The organism is Stenotrophomonas sp. 2619 (assembly GCF_040548725.1).
Classification (GTDB): domain Bacteria; phylum Pseudomonadota; class Gammaproteobacteria; order Xanthomonadales; family Xanthomonadaceae; genus Stenotrophomonas; species Stenotrophomonas maltophilia_AP.
In genome coordinates this window covers 76,049-92,802 of the sequence record NZ_JBEPSF010000010.1, presented here as the reverse complement: position 1 = coordinate 92,802, position 16,754 = coordinate 76,049, and the positions used below count along the sequence as shown (strand labels likewise).

The 16,754-nt window shown below is 68.0% G+C and carries 12 protein-coding genes; 10 read left to right on the top strand and 2 right to left on the bottom strand.

Annotated elements, in window-relative coordinates; genetic code table 11:
* Positions 1-40: 40 nt before the first annotated feature.
* A complete protein-coding gene (locus ABIA71_RS11655) occupies positions 41-2,080 on the top strand; it encodes an LTA synthase family protein (protein ID WP_354285331.1) in 2,040 nt (679 codons plus the stop codon).
* Between the two features lie 379 nt (positions 2,081-2,459).
* Here the strand turns inward: ABIA71_RS11655 and ABIA71_RS11650 are convergent, their stop codons facing one another.
* A complete protein-coding gene (locus ABIA71_RS11650; RefSeq protein WP_128097333.1) occupies positions 2,460-3,398 on the bottom strand; it encodes a carbohydrate kinase family protein in 939 nt (312 codons plus the stop codon).
* A 285-nt stretch (positions 3,399-3,683) separates the two neighbouring features.
* On the opposite strand from ABIA71_RS11650, the gene ABIA71_RS11645 reads away from it, so the two are divergent.
* The 9 genes from ABIA71_RS11645 (at position 3,684) to ABIA71_RS11605 (ending at position 15,311) form a co-directional block, all read left to right on the top strand.
* Positions 3,684-4,730 (top strand): rod shape-determining protein, encoded by a 1,047-nt coding sequence (locus ABIA71_RS11645; protein ID WP_038686189.1) that lies wholly within the window; start codon positions 3,684-3,686, stop codon positions 4,728-4,730.
* A 129-nt stretch (positions 4,731-4,859) separates the two neighbouring features.
* Positions 4,860-5,963, top strand: coding sequence for a rod shape-determining protein MreC (gene mreC, locus ABIA71_RS11640; protein WP_354285330.1), 1,104 nt, complete (start codon positions 4,860-4,862; stop codon positions 5,961-5,963).
* Positions 5,960-6,445 (top strand): rod shape-determining protein MreD, encoded by a 486-nt coding sequence (mreD, locus tag ABIA71_RS11635; protein ID WP_038686193.1) that lies wholly within the window; start codon positions 5,960-5,962, stop codon positions 6,443-6,445. Before mreC ends, mreD begins: the two co-directional genes overlap by 4 nt.
* A gap of 1 nt (position 6,446) precedes the next feature.
* A complete protein-coding gene (gene mrdA, locus ABIA71_RS11630; RefSeq protein ID WP_354285329.1) occupies positions 6,447-8,510 on the top strand; it encodes a penicillin-binding protein 2 in 2,064 nt (687 codons plus the stop codon).
* Entirely contained in the window at positions 8,507-9,619 is a 1,113-nt protein-coding gene (rodA, locus tag ABIA71_RS11625) for a rod shape-determining protein RodA (protein WP_354285328.1), read from the top strand. Before mrdA ends, rodA (ABIA71_RS11625) begins: the two co-directional genes overlap by 4 nt.
* A gap of 227 nt (positions 9,620-9,846) precedes the next feature.
* On the top strand, positions 9,847-10,962 hold the full coding sequence (rodA, locus tag ABIA71_RS11620; protein ID WP_354285327.1) for a rod shape-determining protein RodA: 1,116 nt from the start codon (positions 9,847-9,849) through the stop codon (positions 10,960-10,962).
* A gap of 654 nt (positions 10,963-11,616) precedes the next feature.
* Entirely contained in the window at positions 11,617-12,762 is a 1,146-nt protein-coding gene (gene mltB / locus ABIA71_RS11615; RefSeq protein ID WP_354285326.1) for a lytic murein transglycosylase B, read from the top strand.
* Positions 12,759-13,991, top strand: a complete 1,233-nt coding sequence (locus tag ABIA71_RS11610; protein WP_354285325.1) for a septal ring lytic transglycosylase RlpA family protein — start codon at positions 12,759-12,761, stop codon at positions 13,989-13,991. The genes mltB and ABIA71_RS11610 overlap by 4 nt, the downstream gene beginning before the upstream one ends.
* Positions 13,992-14,096: 105 nt before the next feature.
* Positions 14,097-15,311, top strand: a complete 1,215-nt coding sequence (locus ABIA71_RS11605) for a D-alanyl-D-alanine carboxypeptidase family protein (RefSeq protein WP_354285324.1) — start codon at positions 14,097-14,099, stop codon at positions 15,309-15,311.
* Positions 15,312-15,534: 223 nt separating this feature from the next.
* Here the strand turns inward: ABIA71_RS11605 and ABIA71_RS11600 are convergent, their stop codons facing one another.
* A complete protein-coding gene (locus ABIA71_RS11600; protein WP_038686205.1) occupies positions 15,535-16,599 on the bottom strand; it encodes a lipid A deacylase LpxR family protein in 1,065 nt (354 codons plus the stop codon).
* Positions 16,600-16,754 lie beyond the last annotated feature (155 nt).

Genomic DNA, 16,754 nt, shown 5'->3' with positions numbered 1-16,754 from the left:
GGGCGCTGGCTGTTCGTAGTTCCATTTCTGGATTCCTTTCATGCTCCGAGCTGTATGGGTGTCGCTGTACCGGCGTCTGTCTCCGATCGCCGCCTTCTTCCTGTTCGGCCTGGTCGCCCTGTCGTTGTCGCGGCTGGGGCTGACGCTGTGGCATGCCGCGCGGGTCAGCGCGGCCGACGGCTGGACCACGGTATTCCTGCAGGGGATACGGGTGGATGTGGCCACGCTCTGCCTGCTCTATGGCATTCCCGCGGTGCTGGCGCTGCTGTTGCCGGTGGACGGGCGGCTGGGCCGCGCCTGGCGCCACCTGCTGCGCGGCTGGCTGATCGCGGCGAGCGTGCTGCTGGTGTTCATGGAGCTGGCCACGCCAAGCTTCATGGCCGAATACGGGCTGCGCCCGAACCGGCTGTTCCTGGAATACCTGATCTATCCCGAAGAAGTCGGGATGACCCTGCTGCGGGGGCACCTGCTGGCGGTGGTGATCGAGGTGACGGCGGTGATCGTGCTGTTCTGGGCCTTGCTGCGCGGCTCGCGCCGCTGGGTAGTGCCCACGCCGACGGCCCCGGTCGAGGCCGGCTGGCTGTGGCGGCTGCCGCTGGCGCTGCTGGTGCTGCTGCTGGCGGCCATGGGCGTGCGCTCGAGCCTGGGGCATCGCCCCCTGAACCCGGCGCTGGTGGCGTTTTCCACCGACCCCACCATCAACGCGCTGCCGCTGAACTCGTTGTACACCGTCGGCTTTGCCGCGCGGCAGCTGGCAACCCGCAGCGAAACCTCGCGCGTGTATGGCGACATGCCGCTGGCCGAGGTGGTCGGCGAGCTGCGCGCGAACAGTGGTCTGCCAGCATCGGCGTACGTGTCCGATGAGCTGCCGAGCCTGGCCGTGCGGCCGCCGATGCACACGGGCACGCCACGCAACCTGGTGATCGTGCTGGAAGAAAGCCTGGGCGCGCAGTTCATCGGCAGCCTGGGCGGACGCCCGCTGTCGCCCAACTACGACCGCTTGAGCACGCAGGGCTGGGCGTTCGAGCGGCTGTATGCAACCGGTACGCGCTCGGTGCGCGGGATCGAAGCGGTGCTGACCGGGTTCCCGCCCACCCCGGCCGAATCGGTGGTCAAGCTGCCCGCCTCCCGCGAGCGCTTCTTCACCCTGGCCGACGTGCTGGGCCGGCATGGCTATGACACCGGCTTCTACTACGGCGGTGAAAGCCATTTCGACAACATGCGCGAGTTCTTCCTCGCCAACGGCTTCACCCGCATCGTGGACCGCAAGGACTACCGTAAGCCGGCGTTCGTGGGTTCGTGGGGGGCGTCGGACGAGGACCTGTTCGGGCGGGCCGACCAGCAGTTCCGCGAGTTGAATGCGCAGGGCAAGCCGTTCTTCGGGCTGGTGTTCACCTCCAGCAACCACGATCCGTTCGAATTCCCTGACGGCCGCATCGACCTGTACGAGCAGCCCAAGCAGACCCGCGACAATGCCGCCAAGTACGCCGATTACGCGCTGGGCGAATTCTTCCGCAAGGCGATGGCGTCACCGTACTGGGAAAACACCGTGTTCCTGGTCGTGGCAGACCATGATTCGCGGGTGTTCGGCAAGGACATGGTGCCCATCGGCAACTTCCATATTCCCGGGTTGATCCTGGGCGGGGGCATCGCGCCACGCCGGGATGCCCGCATCGTCAGCCAGATCGATCTGCCGCCGACGTTGTTGTCGCTGCTGGGCATTGGCGATCCCACGCCGCTGGTGGGGCAGGACCTGACCGACGCGCGGCGGCTGCAGCCCGGGCGCGCGCTGATGCAGTACGACCGCAACCTGGCGTGGATGGAGGGCAACGACGTGGCCATCCTGCAGCCGGACAAACCCGCGCAGGGCTACCGCTACGACCCGGCCAGCGATCAGCTGCAGCCGCAGCCGCTGAATCCGGCCTTGGCACGGCGCGCCCACGCCTATGCCATGTGGGGCACGCTGGCCTACGAAAAAGAGCTGTACCGGTTGCCGGAGAAGGCCAAGCCGACGCTTACGTCCACGTCCAAGCCCAAGCCCAAGCCCAAGCCCAAGCCCAAGCCCAAGCCCAAGCCTTGAGTCCTGAGGCGGGCAGCGGAGCGGGGAGCTTGGGGATTGCTGCGCCGGAGCGGGCGCAGCTGCGCGTCCTGGTTTGGGCGCGATGCGCGCGTCCGGGGCCGCTTGGCAGCCGGCAGGCCCTTTCGCAAATGTCCCCCGGCCGACGCCTGCGGCGCCGACCTCCTCCTTTAGTTTGCCAAGGACCTGCCGGCCGCCAAGCGGCTCGGCTTGCGGTGGCAGACAGCGGGAGTCAGGCGGGTGCGCTTTTACGGGGGGCCCTGGATGGGCCACGACCTGATACAGCGGTAGGTCACCACCGTTGGTGGTGACGCCAACGTGCCGGTAGGTCACCACCGTTGGTGGTGACGCTGGTCTTCGGCGGTGTCTGATCGCAGCGCGATCAAACGTTCAGCGCGTAACCGAACTGCTGCTTGAACTGCTCGTTGAACTCGTCGAAGGTGAACCGCTGGTTCTGCGTGCCCGGGTGTTCCACCTTCAGCGCGCCCATCAGGTTGCCCATGCGGCCGATGGTGAGCCAGTCGAAGCCCTTTTCGATGCCGTAGATCAGGCCGGCGCGGAACGCGTCGCCGCAGCCGGTCGGGTCGACCACCCGACGCTCGTGCGCCGGCGGGATGTCATAGGTCTTTTCCGGGGTGTGGATCACCGCGCCCTTCGGGCCGCGGGTGGTGATGTAGGCCTTGACCCGGCTCACGATCGCCTTTTCGTCCCAGCCGGTGCGCTCCTGCAGCAGGTTGGACTCGTAGTCGTTGACCACCACGTAGTCGGCCTGCTCGATGAAGGTGCGCAGTTCCGGGCCGTTGAACAGCGGCATGGCCTGGCCCGGGTCGAAGATGAACGGCACGCCGCCCTCGAAGAACTCCTGCGAGTTCTGGATCATGCCCTCGCGCCCGTCCGGGCCGACCAGGCCCAGGGTCACGCCCGGCACGTCCTTCACGTGGTTCTCGTAGGACCGCATCATCGCGCCCGGGTGGAAGGCGGTGATCTGGTTGTTGTCGTGGTCGGTGGTGATGAACGCCTGTGGCGTGAACAGCTCATCGATCACCTTGACCCGCGCCAGGTCGATGCCCAGGCCCTGGAAGTACTCGCGGTACGGGCCGAAGTCCGAGCCCACGGTGCCCATCGGGATCGGGTCGCCGCCCAGCAGGTGCAGGTTGTAGGCGATGTTGCCTGCGCAACCGCCGAATTCACGTCGCATGCGCGGCACCAGGAACGACACGTTCAGGATGTGCACCTTGTCCGGCAGGATGTGATTCTTGAACTGGTCCGGGAACACCATGATGGTGTCGAAGGCAAGAGAACCACAGATCAAAGCGGACATCGATTAAGGCCTATGCGGAAGGGAGTTTGAGGCCCGCCAGGCGGGCAACGAAACGGCGCCTCGAGGCGCCCTGCGGCGCAAAGGTTAACGGGTGAGGCGGCTTTGGGCCAGAACCGGCGCTGTCCGAGCCTGGCCAAATTCGGCTGAATGGCCGTGAAGGCTGGCTTTGCACCAGATTTGTCCTTGCTCGCGCACAGGGGGATTGCTAGGCTTGTCGACCTCGAATTCTGCCCATTTTTTCGCCATCCCGCGTTGGGCGCGACACCCCTCAGGATCAACTCCCAGATGTTCAAGAAACTGCGCGGCATGTTCTCCAATGACCTGTCCATCGACCTGGGCACGGCCAACACCCTCATCTATGTGCGTGGGCAGGGAATCGTGCTGAACGAGCCGTCCGTGGTCGCCGTGCGCCAGGACCGTGCCATCGGTGGTACCCGTTCCGTGGCTGCCGTAGGCGCCGAAGCCAAGCAGATGCTGGGCCGCACCCCGGGCCATATCACCACCATCCGCCCGATGAAGGACGGCGTCATCGCCGATTTCACCTACACCGAGGCGATGCTCAAGCACTTCATCAAGAAGGTGCACAAGTCGCGCTTCCTGCGCCCGAGCCCGCGCGTGCTGGTCTGCGTGCCGGCCGGCTCGACCCAGGTCGAACGCCGCGCCATCAAGGAATCGGCCGAGGAGGCCGGTGCGCGTGACGTGTTCCTGATCGAAGAGCCGATGGCCGCGGCGATCGGCGCCGGCATGCCGGTGACCGAAGCCCGTGGCTCGATGGTCATCGACATCGGCGGCGGCACCACCGAAGTGGCCGTGATCTCGCTGAACGGCATCGTCTATTCGGCCTCGGTGCGCATCGGCGGCGACCGCTTCGACGAGTCGATCACCAACTACGTGCGCCGCAACCACGGCATGCTGATCGGTGAAGCCACCGCCGAGCGGATCAAGGTGGAGCTGGGCTGCGCCTACCCGCAGGCAGAAGTGATCGAGATGGAAATCTCCGGCCGCAACCTCGCCGAGGGCGTGCCGAAGATGATCAAGATCAACTCCAACGAAGTGCTCGAAGCCCTGCACGAGCCGCTGTCGGGCATCGTCAGCGCGGTCAAGCTGGCGCTGGAACAGACCCCGCCGGAACTGTGTGCCGACGTCGCCGAGCGCGGCATCGTGCTCACCGGCGGTGGCGCGCTGCTGCGCGACCTGGACCGCCTGATCTCCGAAGAAACCGGCCTGCACGTGCAGGTGGCCGATGACCCGCTGACCTGCGTGGCCCGCGGCGGTGGGCGTGCGCTGGAGCTGGTGGACATGCACGGCAACGAGTTCTTTGCGCCGGAGTAAGCCGAACCGGCTGTGCTCCCTGCACGCGCCCCTGCGGCGTGATGCCCGCTGCGTGCCAGCCACGCCGGGTATCGCAACGCCGGGGCGTTGTCGCATCCTTCTCTCGTTTTCCTCCAGTCGAAGCCAGTCGTGCCGCCCTACGCCGGTCCCCCCGTAGCCTCCCGCCAGGGCGATGCCGCCAGTCCACTGCGGCTGCTCGCTTACCTGGCCCTGGCCATCACCCTGATCGTGCTCGATGACCAGGCCGGCTGGCTGGCGCGCCTGCGCGCGCAGACCAACGTGCTGGTGCAGCCGGTGTGGGCGCTGGCCGGGTTGCCCGGCAAGCTCGGCACCCAGGTCAAGGACAATGCCGCCAGCCATGGCCAGCTGGTGGAGGAGAACCGCGCGCTGCGCAACAAGCTGCTGATCGCCAACGCCCGCCTGACCCGCCTGCAGACCGCCGCGCTGGACAACGCGCAGCTGCGCGAGCTGCTCAACGTGGCCGAGCGCAGCGGCTTGGACGTGCAGCTGGCCCCGATCCTGGACATCGACCTGGACCCGGTCCGGCAGCGCCTGGTGCTGGCCGCCGGCAGCCGCGATGGCGTGCACCTGGGCCAGGCCGTGATCGACGCCGGTGGCCTGATGGGCCAGGTGATCGCCACCACCGGCAGCAATGCCACCGTGCTGCTGCTCACCGACCCGGACCACGCGGTGCCGGTGACCGTGGCCCGCAACGGCGTGCGCCTGATCGTGTACGGCCGGGGCGACACCCTGGAACTGCGCGACATTCCGCTCAGCGCGGGCGTGGAAGTGGGCGATGAGATCGTCACCTCCGGCCTGGGCGGGCGGTTCCCGGCCGGGTTCCCGGTGGGGAAGATCACCGCGCTGCGCCCCGATGACACCCACGCCTTCCTGGTGGGCGAGCTGAAACCGGCCGCCCAGCTCGACCGCGGCCGCGACGTCCTCCTGCTGCGCCCCGGTGCGGCGATTCGGATTCCGCCCAACCTGCGCCTGTCCGGCGAAGCCGGCGGGCCGTCGGGGGGACCGTTACAGGAGGCAGCTGGTACGACGGCCCAGCCCCCGCAGCCCACCGCCACCCCGGTAGTGCCGGCCGCTGGCCGGCAACCCTCGCCGACCCAACCCGTAGCGCCGGGCTCTGCCCGGCAACCCGTAGTGCCGGGCTCTGCCCGGCAACCCCAGCCGGTAGTGCCGGGCTCTGCCCGGCAATCCGAACCCGTGGAGAACCGCGAATGAGCCGCCTGCGCGACAAACCGTGGGTGCTGCCGGTCAGCGTGGTGCTGGCGCTGCTGCTGGGCCTGCTGCCGCTGCCGGCGCTGCTGCAGCCGCTGCGGCCGTACTGGCTGGCGCTGGTGCTGGCCTACTGGGTGATCGAGGCTCCGGACCGGGTCGGGCTGGGCATCGCGTTTGCCAGCGGCGTGGTCGCCGACCTGCTGTACGGCGGGGTGCTGGGCGAACAGGCGCTGCGCCTGGTCATGCTCACCTTCATCCTGCAGCGCTTCCGCGCGCGCATCCGCTTCTTCCCGATGTCCCAGCAGATGCTGGCCATTGGCGGCTTGCTGTTCAACGACCGCATCGTCAGTTCGGTGGTGCACATCGTGGTGGGCGAACCGACCCTGCCGTGGTCGTACTGGTGGGCCCCGCTGCTGGGCATGGGCCTGTGGCCGCTGCTGTTCATCCTGCTCGACGCGGTCCGCTTCGGGCGTCGCGGGCGCTGACATGTACGTGCGCCGCCAGGCCAAGAATCCCCACGCCGAGGGCGAACAGTTCCGGCGCCGCGCCGCGCTGGGCTTCCTGGGCGTGCTGGTCTGCCTGCTGGGCTTGGGCGGCTGGTACTTCAAGCTGCAGGTGCTGGACCACGACATCTACGCCACGCGCTCGGAAGCCAACCGGATCAAGCCACGTCCGGTGGTGCCCGGACGCGGCATGATCTACGACCGCAACGGGCGCCTGCTCGCCGAGAACGTGCCTGCGTTCCGGCTGGACATCACCCCGGACAAGGTCAAGGACATGGACGCCACCCTGGCCGGGCTGGCGAAGATCCTCGCGCTGAGTCCCGAGGACATCGAAACCTTCAACAAGTCGCGCAAGGCGCGCCGCAAGTTCCTGCCGGTCACGCTCAAGCTGCGGGTCACCGACGAGGAGATGGCCCGCTTCGCGGTGGACCGCTGGCGCTACCCCGGCGTGGAACTGGAGCCCTACCTGACCCGTCGCTACCCCTATGGCGACCTGTTCGCCCACATCATCGGCTACGTGGGCCGGGTGGACGACAAGGACCTGGAGGTCCTGGGCGAGGGCAATGCCGCGCTGACCCACATCGGCAAGTCCGGGCTGGAGCGCTACTACGAGTCGCAGCTGCGCGGGAAAGTGGGCTACGAGCAGGTCGAGACCAACGTGCAGGGCCGCGCCATCCGCACCATCGGCCGGGTCGCCGCCCAATCCGGCAGCGACCTGCGGCTGTCCATCGACGCCGACCTGCAGCGGGCGATGGTGGCCGCGTTCGGCGAGTTCGAGGGCGCGGCGGTGGCGATGGACCCGCGCACCGGCGAAGTGCTGGCGATGGTCAGCCTGCCGTCGTATGACCCGAACCTGTTCGTCAACGGCATCTCGCATGCCGATTTCCAGGCGCTCAACAGCAACCCGTCGCGGCCGCAGTTCAACCGGCTGGTGCTGGGTGGCGTGGCCCCCGGCTCGACAATCAAGCCGTTGATCGGCCTGGCCGGCCTGGACAGCGGCACGCGCAAGCCGGAAGACAAGATCCTCTCCACCGGCATGTTCTACCTGCCGGGCACGTCGCGCGGCTGGGGCGATGCCAACCGCGGCGGCCACGGCTGGACCGACCTGCGCAAGTCGATCACCCAGTCGGTGAACACGTATTACTACAAGCTGGCGCTGGACATGGGCATCGAGCGCTTCGACCAGTACATGGGCTACTACGGGTTCGGCGCGCCCACCGGCATCGATCTCACCGGCGAGATCGGCGGCATCCTGCCGTCGCCCCAGCACAAGTACAAAACGCGCAAGGAACGCTGGTACCCCGGCGACACGGTCAACGTGAGCATCGGCCAGGGCGACTGGAAAGTAACGCCGCTGCAGCTGGTGCACGGCGTAAGCGGCATCGGCAACGGCCAGCTGCGCACGCCACACCTGGTGATGCAGCAGCGCGCCGGCTTCGATGCCGACTGGACCGCGGTGCCGGCCGGCGACACCAAGCCGGTGAGCCCCAGCCCGGGCAACCTGCAGGCGGTGCGCGAAGGCATGATGGGCACGATGCGCCCGGGCGGCAGTGGCGCGCGGGCCGCGGCCGGCGCGCCGTACACCATTGCCGGCAAGACCGGTACGGCGCAGGTGATCAGCCGCCGCGGTACCGCCGCGGTGAACCCCAAGAGCCTACCGATGCACCTGCGCCACCGTTCGCTGTTCGTGGGCTTCGCGCCGGCCGAGAACCCGGTGATCGCCGTGGCGATCGCGGTCGAGGGCGGCGGCTACGGTGGCTCGGCGGCGGCGCCGATCGCGCGCAAGCTGTTCGATGCGTGGCTGCTGGGCAAGATGCCCGACGGGCTGGAACCGCTGGACAGCGAGCGCGGCACGACGGCGATCGGCATCACCGGCTTCGAGAGCAGCGACAACAACGCGCGTGCGGCCGGCGATGCGGCGGCGGCGGCGCTGGAGTCGCTGCCGGTCCAGGTCGGCCTGCCGGTAGCCCCGGTGCCATCGCCAGTGCCCGGCGCACCGGTGCCCGCCGCCACGGCCCCGCCCACTGCGCCGGAGCGCTCACGATGAAGGTGTTCCTGCGTTGGGCGACCGACATGGTCGTGCGCTTCAGCAGTTCGCTGGACTGGGTGCTGTGCCTGGCCCTGGGGATGCTGATGCTGATCGGGCTGGCGGTGCTCAAGAGCGCCGGTGGCGACGGGCTGGTGTTCGCCCAGGGCGCGCGTTTCGTGGTCGGGCTGGGGGCGATGTGGGCCATCTCGCGCGCCTCGATCCTGCGCATCCGCTCGGCCACCCCGTTGATCTATGCGATCTCGATGATTCCGCTGCTGGCGGTGTTCGTGCTGGGCACGGGCAAATACGGGCGGCAGTGGCTGGATCTGAAGCTGTTCTACCTGCAGCCGGCCGAGCTGTTGAAGGTGAGTCTGCCGATGATGGTGGCCTGGTACCTGCACAAGATGCCGTTGCCGCCGCGTTTTTCAACGGTGATGGTGAGTGCGGTGATCATCGGCGTGCCAACCGGGCTGGTGATGCTGCAGCCGGACTTCGGCACCGGGGTGCTGATCGCGGCGAGCGGTGCGTTCGTGCTGCTGCTGGCCGGCCTGCCGTGGTGGTGGGTGGGGGTGGCGGTGGGCGGCGTGGCGGCCGCGGCGCCGGTGGCGTGGATCTGGCTGCTGCGTCCCTACCAGAAGGACCGGATCATGATGTTCCTGGACCCGGAGATGGACGCGCTGGGCGCGGGCTGGAACATCATCCAGTCGAAGATCGCGATCGGCTCGGGCGGCTTCGACGGGAAGGGCTGGGGCCAGGGGTCGCAGTCGCACCTGAACTTCATTCCCGAGCAGACGACGGACTTTGCGTTCTCGGTGTTGAGCGAGGAATTTGGCTGGATCGGCGTGGCCACGGTGCTGGTGCTGTATTTGGTGGTGATCGGCCGTTGCCTGTGGATCGCGTCGCAGTCACGGGACTCGTATTCGCGGTTGTTGGCGGGCGCGACGGGATTGGCCTTCTTTGTGTACGTGCTGGTGAACGGCGGGATGATTTCCGGGCTGTTGCCGGTGGTGGGCGTGCCGATGCCGCTGATCAGCTACGGCGGCACGTCGGCCGTGTCGCTGCTGGCCGGCTTCGGGCTGGTGATGGCCGCGCGCAGCCACCAGCCGGTGCACGGCGGCTACGGCTAGCGCGTAGCGCCGGGCTCTGCCCGGCAGCTCTTCTGTATTGCCCGGCCGCTCTTCTGCATCAAAAACGACATAGTCACCCAACGCACGCCAGCCGTAGGTTGGGCGTGACTCAGCTTGCCCGAGGGACTGCATGCTAGGGTCGTCCGCTTGCGCCGGGCCGCTCGGGTCCGCTTTTTGTTGCCGTGTCGCCGTTTGCTGTGCGTCGCGCATTTCCAGGAGTCGCCCGCATGGTCGAACACCTGCAGCGCGTACGCGCCGCGTTTCATTTTTTCCTGCATTCGCTGGACCTTCCGCTGTTGGTCGCGTTGTGCCTGTTGATGCTGGCCAGCCTGGCGGTGCTGCACAGCGTGGAAGGGCCGGTGCAGGCGCAGGCCATGCGCTTTGCGGCGGGGCTGGCGGCGATGTGGGGGTTGTCGCGGCTGCCGGTGCTGCAGTTGCGGGCGTGGTCGCCGTGGATCTATGCGGTGTCGCTGCTGCCGTTGTTGGCGGTGTATGTGGTGGGCACGGGGAAGTACGGGCAGCGCTGGTTGAACCTGGGGGTGTTCTACCTGCAGCCGTCGGAACTGCTCAAGCTCAGTCTGCCGATGATGATGGCCTGGTATCTGCACCGGCAGGCGCTGCCGCCGCGGCCGAAAGTGGTGCTGGTGGCCGCGCTGTTGATCGGGGTGCCGGCGGTGTTGATCCTGCTGCAACCGAACCTGGGCACGGCCACGCTGGTGACGGCCAGCGGGATGTTTGCGCTGCTGCTGGCGGGCCTGCACTGGGGCTGGGTGGCGCTGGCGTTGGGCGGGGTGTCGGTTGCGGCACCGCTGGCGTGGTTCGGGCTGCTGCGGCAGTACCAGAAGGACCGCGTGCTGACCTTCCTGTATCCGGAGAATGATCCGCTGGGTACCGGTTGGAACATCATCCAGTCGCGCATCGCCATCGGGTCCGGTGGCATGCACGGCAAAGGCTGGGGGCAGGGCACCCAGGCCGCGCTGGATTTCCTGCCGGAGTACACCACCGACTTCGCGTTCTCGGTGCTGGCCGAGGAGTTCGGCTGGATCGGGGTGGTGGCGGTGCTGGGGCTGTTCCTGTTCGTCATCGCACGCTGCCTGTGGATCGCGGCGGGCACGCGCTGCGGCTACGCGCGGCTGCTGGCTGGCACCACCGGTCTGGTGTTCTTCGTGTATGTGCTGGTCAACGGCGGCATGATTTCCGGGCTGCTGCCGGTGGTGGGCGTGCCGATGCCGCTGATCAGTTACGGCGGCACCTCGGCGGTGTCGCTGCTGGCCGGCTTCGGATTGGTGATGGCGGTGCAGGGCAGACAGCCGGTCCACGGCCGGCAGCGCCCGGGCCACTGACCGGCGGCTGCCAAACCCCGCCGAAGGTAGAGCCGACCGTTGGTCGGCTGCTCTGAGTTTGGCCGGCCGACGCCTCACGGAGGATCCAAAGAGAAACGTGGCGACCGTTGCCCACGCACGGCACCCGGCCCGGCGCACGCCATCCGCAGAATTGCGGAATTCGCGTCATCTGCTGTCGTGTTTGGTGCAGGTTTCGTCAAGAAAGTGGCGCAAAAGTGGGATGTGGCGCACACATATGACGTCACTTGATCCTGATCAATGGACTTGTCGTAAACGGCCTGCACAATGGCGGCCCGTCAGCAGGGTGCAGTGAGCCAAGCGCTGCATCTGGGGAGCTTGACGGGGAGTAGTTGACCTTACGGGTACAAGGAGCGAGGCGCGCGCTGGGGAGTTGCGCGCCGCGCTGGTACCGACCTGGTCGGTTTGGCCGGTTGCGTCCATGGGGATGGGGGCGCAGCCGGCACGACCTCTTTGGCCATCGGACCCACCGCCCTGGAACGGGTGATCTTGTTGCCCACGGCGTTTTATCTGAATGGGGATGGGATCGCGGTCGAAATACACACCGCCTTAACGACTCGGCACTGGCTGCCGCAATTCGTTGTGATTCATGGTCTTAGGGGTTTTAATTCATCCTTGACCTGCTAACCTGCCGCGATGATTCGACGCACTCTGGCCTGCATGCTCACGCTCGGTTTGGTCGCCTGCGCGACCCAACCGCCCTCTCCGTCATCGTCACCGCAGGCATCGGGTGCACCGAACAAGCCGGTGCCCGGGCAGAAGGGCCCGGCCGAAGCCGCGCCGGAGGCCGCTGCGGCCACCGCCGCGCCGGTCGACCTGACCCCGGTGCCGTTCGAGGTGGCCCGCGCCAACTTCGTGCGTGATACCGCCCAGCGCTACGGCATTCCGGCCGCGCAGATCGAAGCGACGCTGGCCCAGGCGCAGATCCGCGACCCGATCATCGCCGCGATGTCGCGCCCGGCCGAACGGGTCAAACCGTGGAACGAGTACCGGCCGATGTTCATCAGCCAGTCCCGGATCGACGGCGGCCGCAAATTCCTGGCCGAACACCGCGACGAACTCACCCGCGTGCAGCAGCGCACGGGCGTGCCGGCCGAAGTGATCGTGGCCATCATCGGCGTTGAAACCAGCTATGGCCGCAATACCGGCAGTTACCGCGTGCTCGACGCGCTGTATACGCTGGCCTTCAAGTACCCGCGTAGCGGCGATCCGGCCAAGCTGGAGCGCGAAGTGCGCCGCGAACTGTATTTCCGCGATGAGCTGGCGCGCCTGTTCGCGCTGACCCGCGACGAGAAGCTGGACATCACCGCGATCAAGGGCAGCTACGCCGGTGCGATGGGCATGGGCCAGTTCATGCCGTCCAGCTACCAGGACTTCGCGGTGGACGGCAACGGCGATGGCCGCCGTGACCTGTTCAACAGCTACGACGACGTGTTCTCTTCGATCGCCAACTACTTCGTCAAGAAGGGCGGGTGGGTGCGCGGCGGCCCGGTGGCGGTACCGGCCACGTTGGCCGCGGGACGCGAGGAATTCAATCCCACCGAATGGGCGCCCACCTGGACCCTGTCCGCGTTGGCCCAGCGCGGTTACCAGCCGAGCGTGAGCGTGCCGGCCGGGCTCACCGCCACCCCGATCACGCTGGAAGGCAGCACCGGCAAGCAGTACTGGCTGGGCTTCCAGAACTACTACGCAATCACCCGTTACAACCTCTCCAAGATGTACGCGATGGCCGTGTTCCAGTTGTCCCAGGCCATCGCCGGACAGGAGCTGCCCCCGGCATGAACGCACGCGCACGCTGCAGATGGCTGGTTCCCGGTCTGCTGATCCTGGCGCTTGCCGCCTGCAGCAGCGCGCCCAAGAAGCCGGCCAGCGCCGGTGCCGCCAAGCCCGGCGGCACCCTGGTGCAGGGCAAGGGCAAGGGCGGACGCCCGGCCCATTGCCCGGACGGCTCGCCGTACAAGGCGGCCACCGAAGATCCCAGCACCCGCGGCGACTACCGTGCCGGCGGGCTGTACAAGCCGGGCGTCAACGACAGCACCCCCACGTATATTCCGAACGTGGCCTGCATTCCCGAGCCGGACGTGGTCGACCTGCCGCGCTCGCCGGTGGGCAACAAGTCGCCGTACGTCGTGCTGGGCAAGCAGTACCAGGTGCTGGACAAGACCAGCGGCTACGCCGAGAAGGGCACCGCCTCGTATTACGGCGCCAAGTTCCACGGCCGGCTGACCTCCAACCGCGAGGTGTACGACATGTACGCCTTCACCGCCGCGCACAAGACCCTGCCGCTGCCCAGCTTTGCCCGGGTGACCAACCTGGACAACGGCGAATCGGTGATCGTGCGGGTCAACGACCGCGGGCCGTTCCATGATGGCCGCGTGGTCGACCTGAGCTACGCCGCCGCCGTGCGCCTGGGCATCACCCAGCGCGGCACCGGCAACGTGGAAGTACGTGCGCTCAGCCCGGGCGACGACAACCTGCTGGCTGACAAGCCCTCGCGCCGCGAGCGCCGTGCCGTGGCCGCCGCCAGCGTGGCCAGCGCCGCGCCGGCGCGCACGCCCAGCGACATGGACAAACTGGTGGGCCGGCTGCCGTCGCCGTCGCCGGCCTCGCCCAGCGCGGGCCGCCCGGCCGCCACCCAGGCCGCACAGATCGACGATGCCCCGGTCACGGTGAGCGCGCTGCCCGCCGCCCCGGTGGCCGTTGCGGCTGCCGCCCGCCCGGCGCCGCGCCCGGCACCGGCCGCCACGCCTGTTCCGGCCAGTACCCTGCAACAGCAGGTAGGCAACGTGTTCCTGCAGGTGGCCAGCTTCGCCAGCCGCGACAACGCCACCCGCGCGCTGGGGCAGTTGTCCTCGGCCGGCATTGTCGGGGCCAGCATCAGCGACATCGTCAGCGGGGGCCGCACCCTGTGGCGCCTGCGGGTTCCGGCCGCCGACCACGCCAGTGCGTCGGAACTTGCCGGCCGCATCGTGGGTCTGGGCTTTGGATCGCCGCAGATCGTGAAGGATTGACCGGCACGGCGGCCGCCGCCGGCCGCCACACGCCGCACCGTTGCATGGGCCTACAATGGCCCACCCCTCTTTCCACCTTGGCGCCCTCCAGGAGCTTGCTGTCCGATGAAATTCCGCTTTGCCGCTGCTGCCATGGCCACGACCCTGTTGGTGGGCGTGGTCTCTGCCCAGACCCCGCAGCCGGCCCCGCAGCCGACGCCTGCTCCTGCCGCCGCCCCGATCACCGTTGCCACCCCGCCGGCGCCCAAGCCCAGCGTGTCCAAGGCCTGGGTGCTGATGGATTACGCCACCGGCCAGGTGCTGGCCGGCGAGAACGAACATGAACAGCTGGCCCCGGCCAGCATCACCAAGGTGATGACCTCCTACGTGGTCGCCGCCGAGGTCAAGAACGGCAAGGTCCGTCCCGACGACCAGGTGATGATGAGCGAGCGCGCCTGGCGCGAAGGTGGCGCCGGTACCGACGGCAGCTACAGCGGCTTCCCGGTCAACCAGACCGCGCGCCTGGAAGACATGGAAAAGGGCATGGCGATCCAGTCCGGCAACGATGCCGCGATTGCCCTGGCCGAGCACGTGGCCGGCAGCGAAGAGGCCTTCGCTTCGCTGATGAACAGCTACGCCGCCAAGATCGGCATGAAGAACTCGCACTTCGTCAACGCGCACGGCCTGACCGCGCCGGGCCACCACAGCACCGCCTTCGACCTGGCGCTGCTGGGCCGGGCGATGGTGCGCGACTACCCGGAGACCTACGCCTACAACAAGGTGAAGGAATTCACCGTGGGCACCATCAAGCAGCCCAACCGCAACCTGCTGTTGTGGCGCGACGGCAGCGTGGACGGCATCAAGACCGGCCACACCTCCGAAGCCGGCTACTGCCTGATGAGCTCGGCGCAGCGCGGCGACCAGCGCCTGATCGCGGTGGTGCTGGGCGGCAGCTCGGAAAAGCAGCGCGCCGATGACAGCCTGGCGCTGCTCAACTGGGGCTTCCGCTTCTTCGAAACCCACCGCATGTACGAGCCCGGCAAGGCCGTGGCCGAGCACAAGGTGTGGAAGGGCAAGACCGACACCGTGCAGCTGGGCGTGGCCAAGCCGCTGCTGGTGAGCGTGCCGCGTGGCCGCTACAACGACCTCAAGCCGACCATCGACGTGCCCAAGACCCTGGAAGCGCCGTTCACCGCAGGCCAGCAGATCGGCTCGCTGAAGGTGACCCTGGATGGCAAGGTGGTGGCCGAAGCCCCGCTGGTGGCCGTGGCCGCGGTGGAAGAGGCCGGCTTCTTCAAGCGCCTGTGGGACAGCTTCTGGATGTGGTGGGAATCGGAGTGATTCCTGCCCGACCGTAGTAAAAAAGACCGGCGAAAGCCGGTCTTTTTTTGGGTGCCGGCCGCCGGCCGCCACCCCGTAACCCATCCCCCCAAGGTAGTGCCGGCCGCTGGCCGGCTCCCCGTAACCCATCCCACCAAGGTAGTGCCGGCCGCTGGCCGGCTCCATGCACGTCCGGCTGGGCGCATGGGGAGCCGGCCAGCGGCCGGCACTACCGGTGCTTGGCCTAGAGCGAGCGGCTGATGGTGAAGCTGCCGAATACCGGCGACTGGCGCTGGCCGTCGAACTCGCGGGTGCTGTGGTAGCGGGCCACGGCGAACTTCCAGCGGCCGCGCATCACCGCCACGCCGTAGCCGGCCTGGCCCACCACGTGGCGCTTGTCCACGCTGTGGCTGTTGCGGAAGGTGTTGCCGTCCAGGGTGATGTCGCGGATCACCCAGGCCGCGTCGGTGGTGGCGAACAGGTGCCAGGACCAGCCCGCCGGCTTGCCGCCGCGGGTGGGGGCGGTGTTTTCGCCGGCCGGGCGCAGCGGGGTGCTGCCGAAGTCGTCGGGCAGCTTCCAGCCGAAGCGCACTTCACCGCCCGCATTGACGTGGGTGGCCAGGTTGCCCACGGCGCCGCCGTAATGACTGATCGCGTCCCAGCCCCAGCCGGTTGCGTTGTCGGTGGCATCGGCGGGCCAGCGGCGCATGCGCTCGTGGGTCAGCATGAACACCGGCTCGTTGTGCAGCTGGTTGTCCCAGCCCTGGAACTTCTCGTCGCCCAGCAGTTCGTGCACCGCGTTCTGCACCTGCTCGCCCTGTGCCCACGGCCCCACCACACCCACGGCCAGCTGGGTGGTCTGCAGGCGGTCGCCGCGGCGGGCGTTGTAGCCGAAGCTGCCGATCAGCACGCCGGCGTAGGGCCGGTCGTCCTCGATCAGGTCCTTCCGGGTGAAATCGGTGGGGGTGAAGATGCCCTGGGCCAGGCTGAAGATCATGTTCTGCTGCTCGAACTCGCCCGGGTGCAGCTTTTCCAGGTGCCGGTTGACCCAGCGCGCCAGGCGGGGCAGGCAGGGGTCGTCGGTGTAGTCCACCAGATTGGGCGAAACCAGGGTCAACTGGGCGCCGTTGGTATAGCCCTGGTCCTGGTCGGCCCCGCCGAACAGGTCGTTGTCGACGCGGAAGTTGACCTGCGGGGGGTGCTCGCGCATCGCGTCGGGGCCGCACTGGTTGGCGGCCTGCACCGCGGGGGCGACGAACGCCAGGGCGCCGGCAAGTGCGGCCGACAACGCATAGGGCTTCAACGACATGGAATTCCCGCTCAGGATTTGTTTTGTTTTTAAGCGCATGCAGCGTAGTGAACGCGTGATGTACTGACCATACCCGCGCACGCACTGGAGCGTTTTGCTGGTGAAGGGCGATTTTCACGTAGCGTTGGGTGCAGCTATGGGCACGATCATGCAGC

Coding starts and splice junctions, on each gene's coding strand:
- mrdA (WP_354285329.1), top strand. CDS start 6,447: ATGTACGTGCGCCGCCAGGCCAAGAATCCCCACGCCGAGGGCGAACAG.
- mltB (WP_354285326.1), top strand. CDS start 11,617: ATGATTCGACGCACTCTGGCCTGCATGCTCACGCTCGGTTTGGTCGCC.
- mreD (WP_038686193.1), top strand. CDS start 5,960: ATGAGCCGCCTGCGCGACAAACCGTGGGTGCTGCCGGTCAGCGTGGTG.
- ABIA71_RS11655 (WP_354285331.1), top strand. CDS start 41: ATGCTCCGAGCTGTATGGGTGTCGCTGTACCGGCGTCTGTCTCCGATC.
- ABIA71_RS11600 (WP_038686205.1), bottom strand. CDS start 16,599: ATGTCGTTGAAGCCCTATGCGTTGTCGGCCGCACTTGCCGGCGCCCTG.
- rodA (WP_354285328.1), top strand. CDS start 8,507: ATGAAGGTGTTCCTGCGTTGGGCGACCGACATGGTCGTGCGCTTCAGC.
- ABIA71_RS11605 (WP_354285324.1), top strand. CDS start 14,097: ATGAAATTCCGCTTTGCCGCTGCTGCCATGGCCACGACCCTGTTGGTG.
- rodA (WP_354285327.1), top strand. CDS start 9,847: ATGGTCGAACACCTGCAGCGCGTACGCGCCGCGTTTCATTTTTTCCTG.
- ABIA71_RS11650 (WP_128097333.1), bottom strand. CDS start 3,398: ATGTCCGCTTTGATCTGTGGTTCTCTTGCCTTCGACACCATCATGGTG.
- ABIA71_RS11610 (WP_354285325.1), top strand. CDS start 12,759: ATGAACGCACGCGCACGCTGCAGATGGCTGGTTCCCGGTCTGCTGATC.
- ABIA71_RS11645 (WP_038686189.1), top strand. CDS start 3,684: ATGTTCAAGAAACTGCGCGGCATGTTCTCCAATGACCTGTCCATCGAC.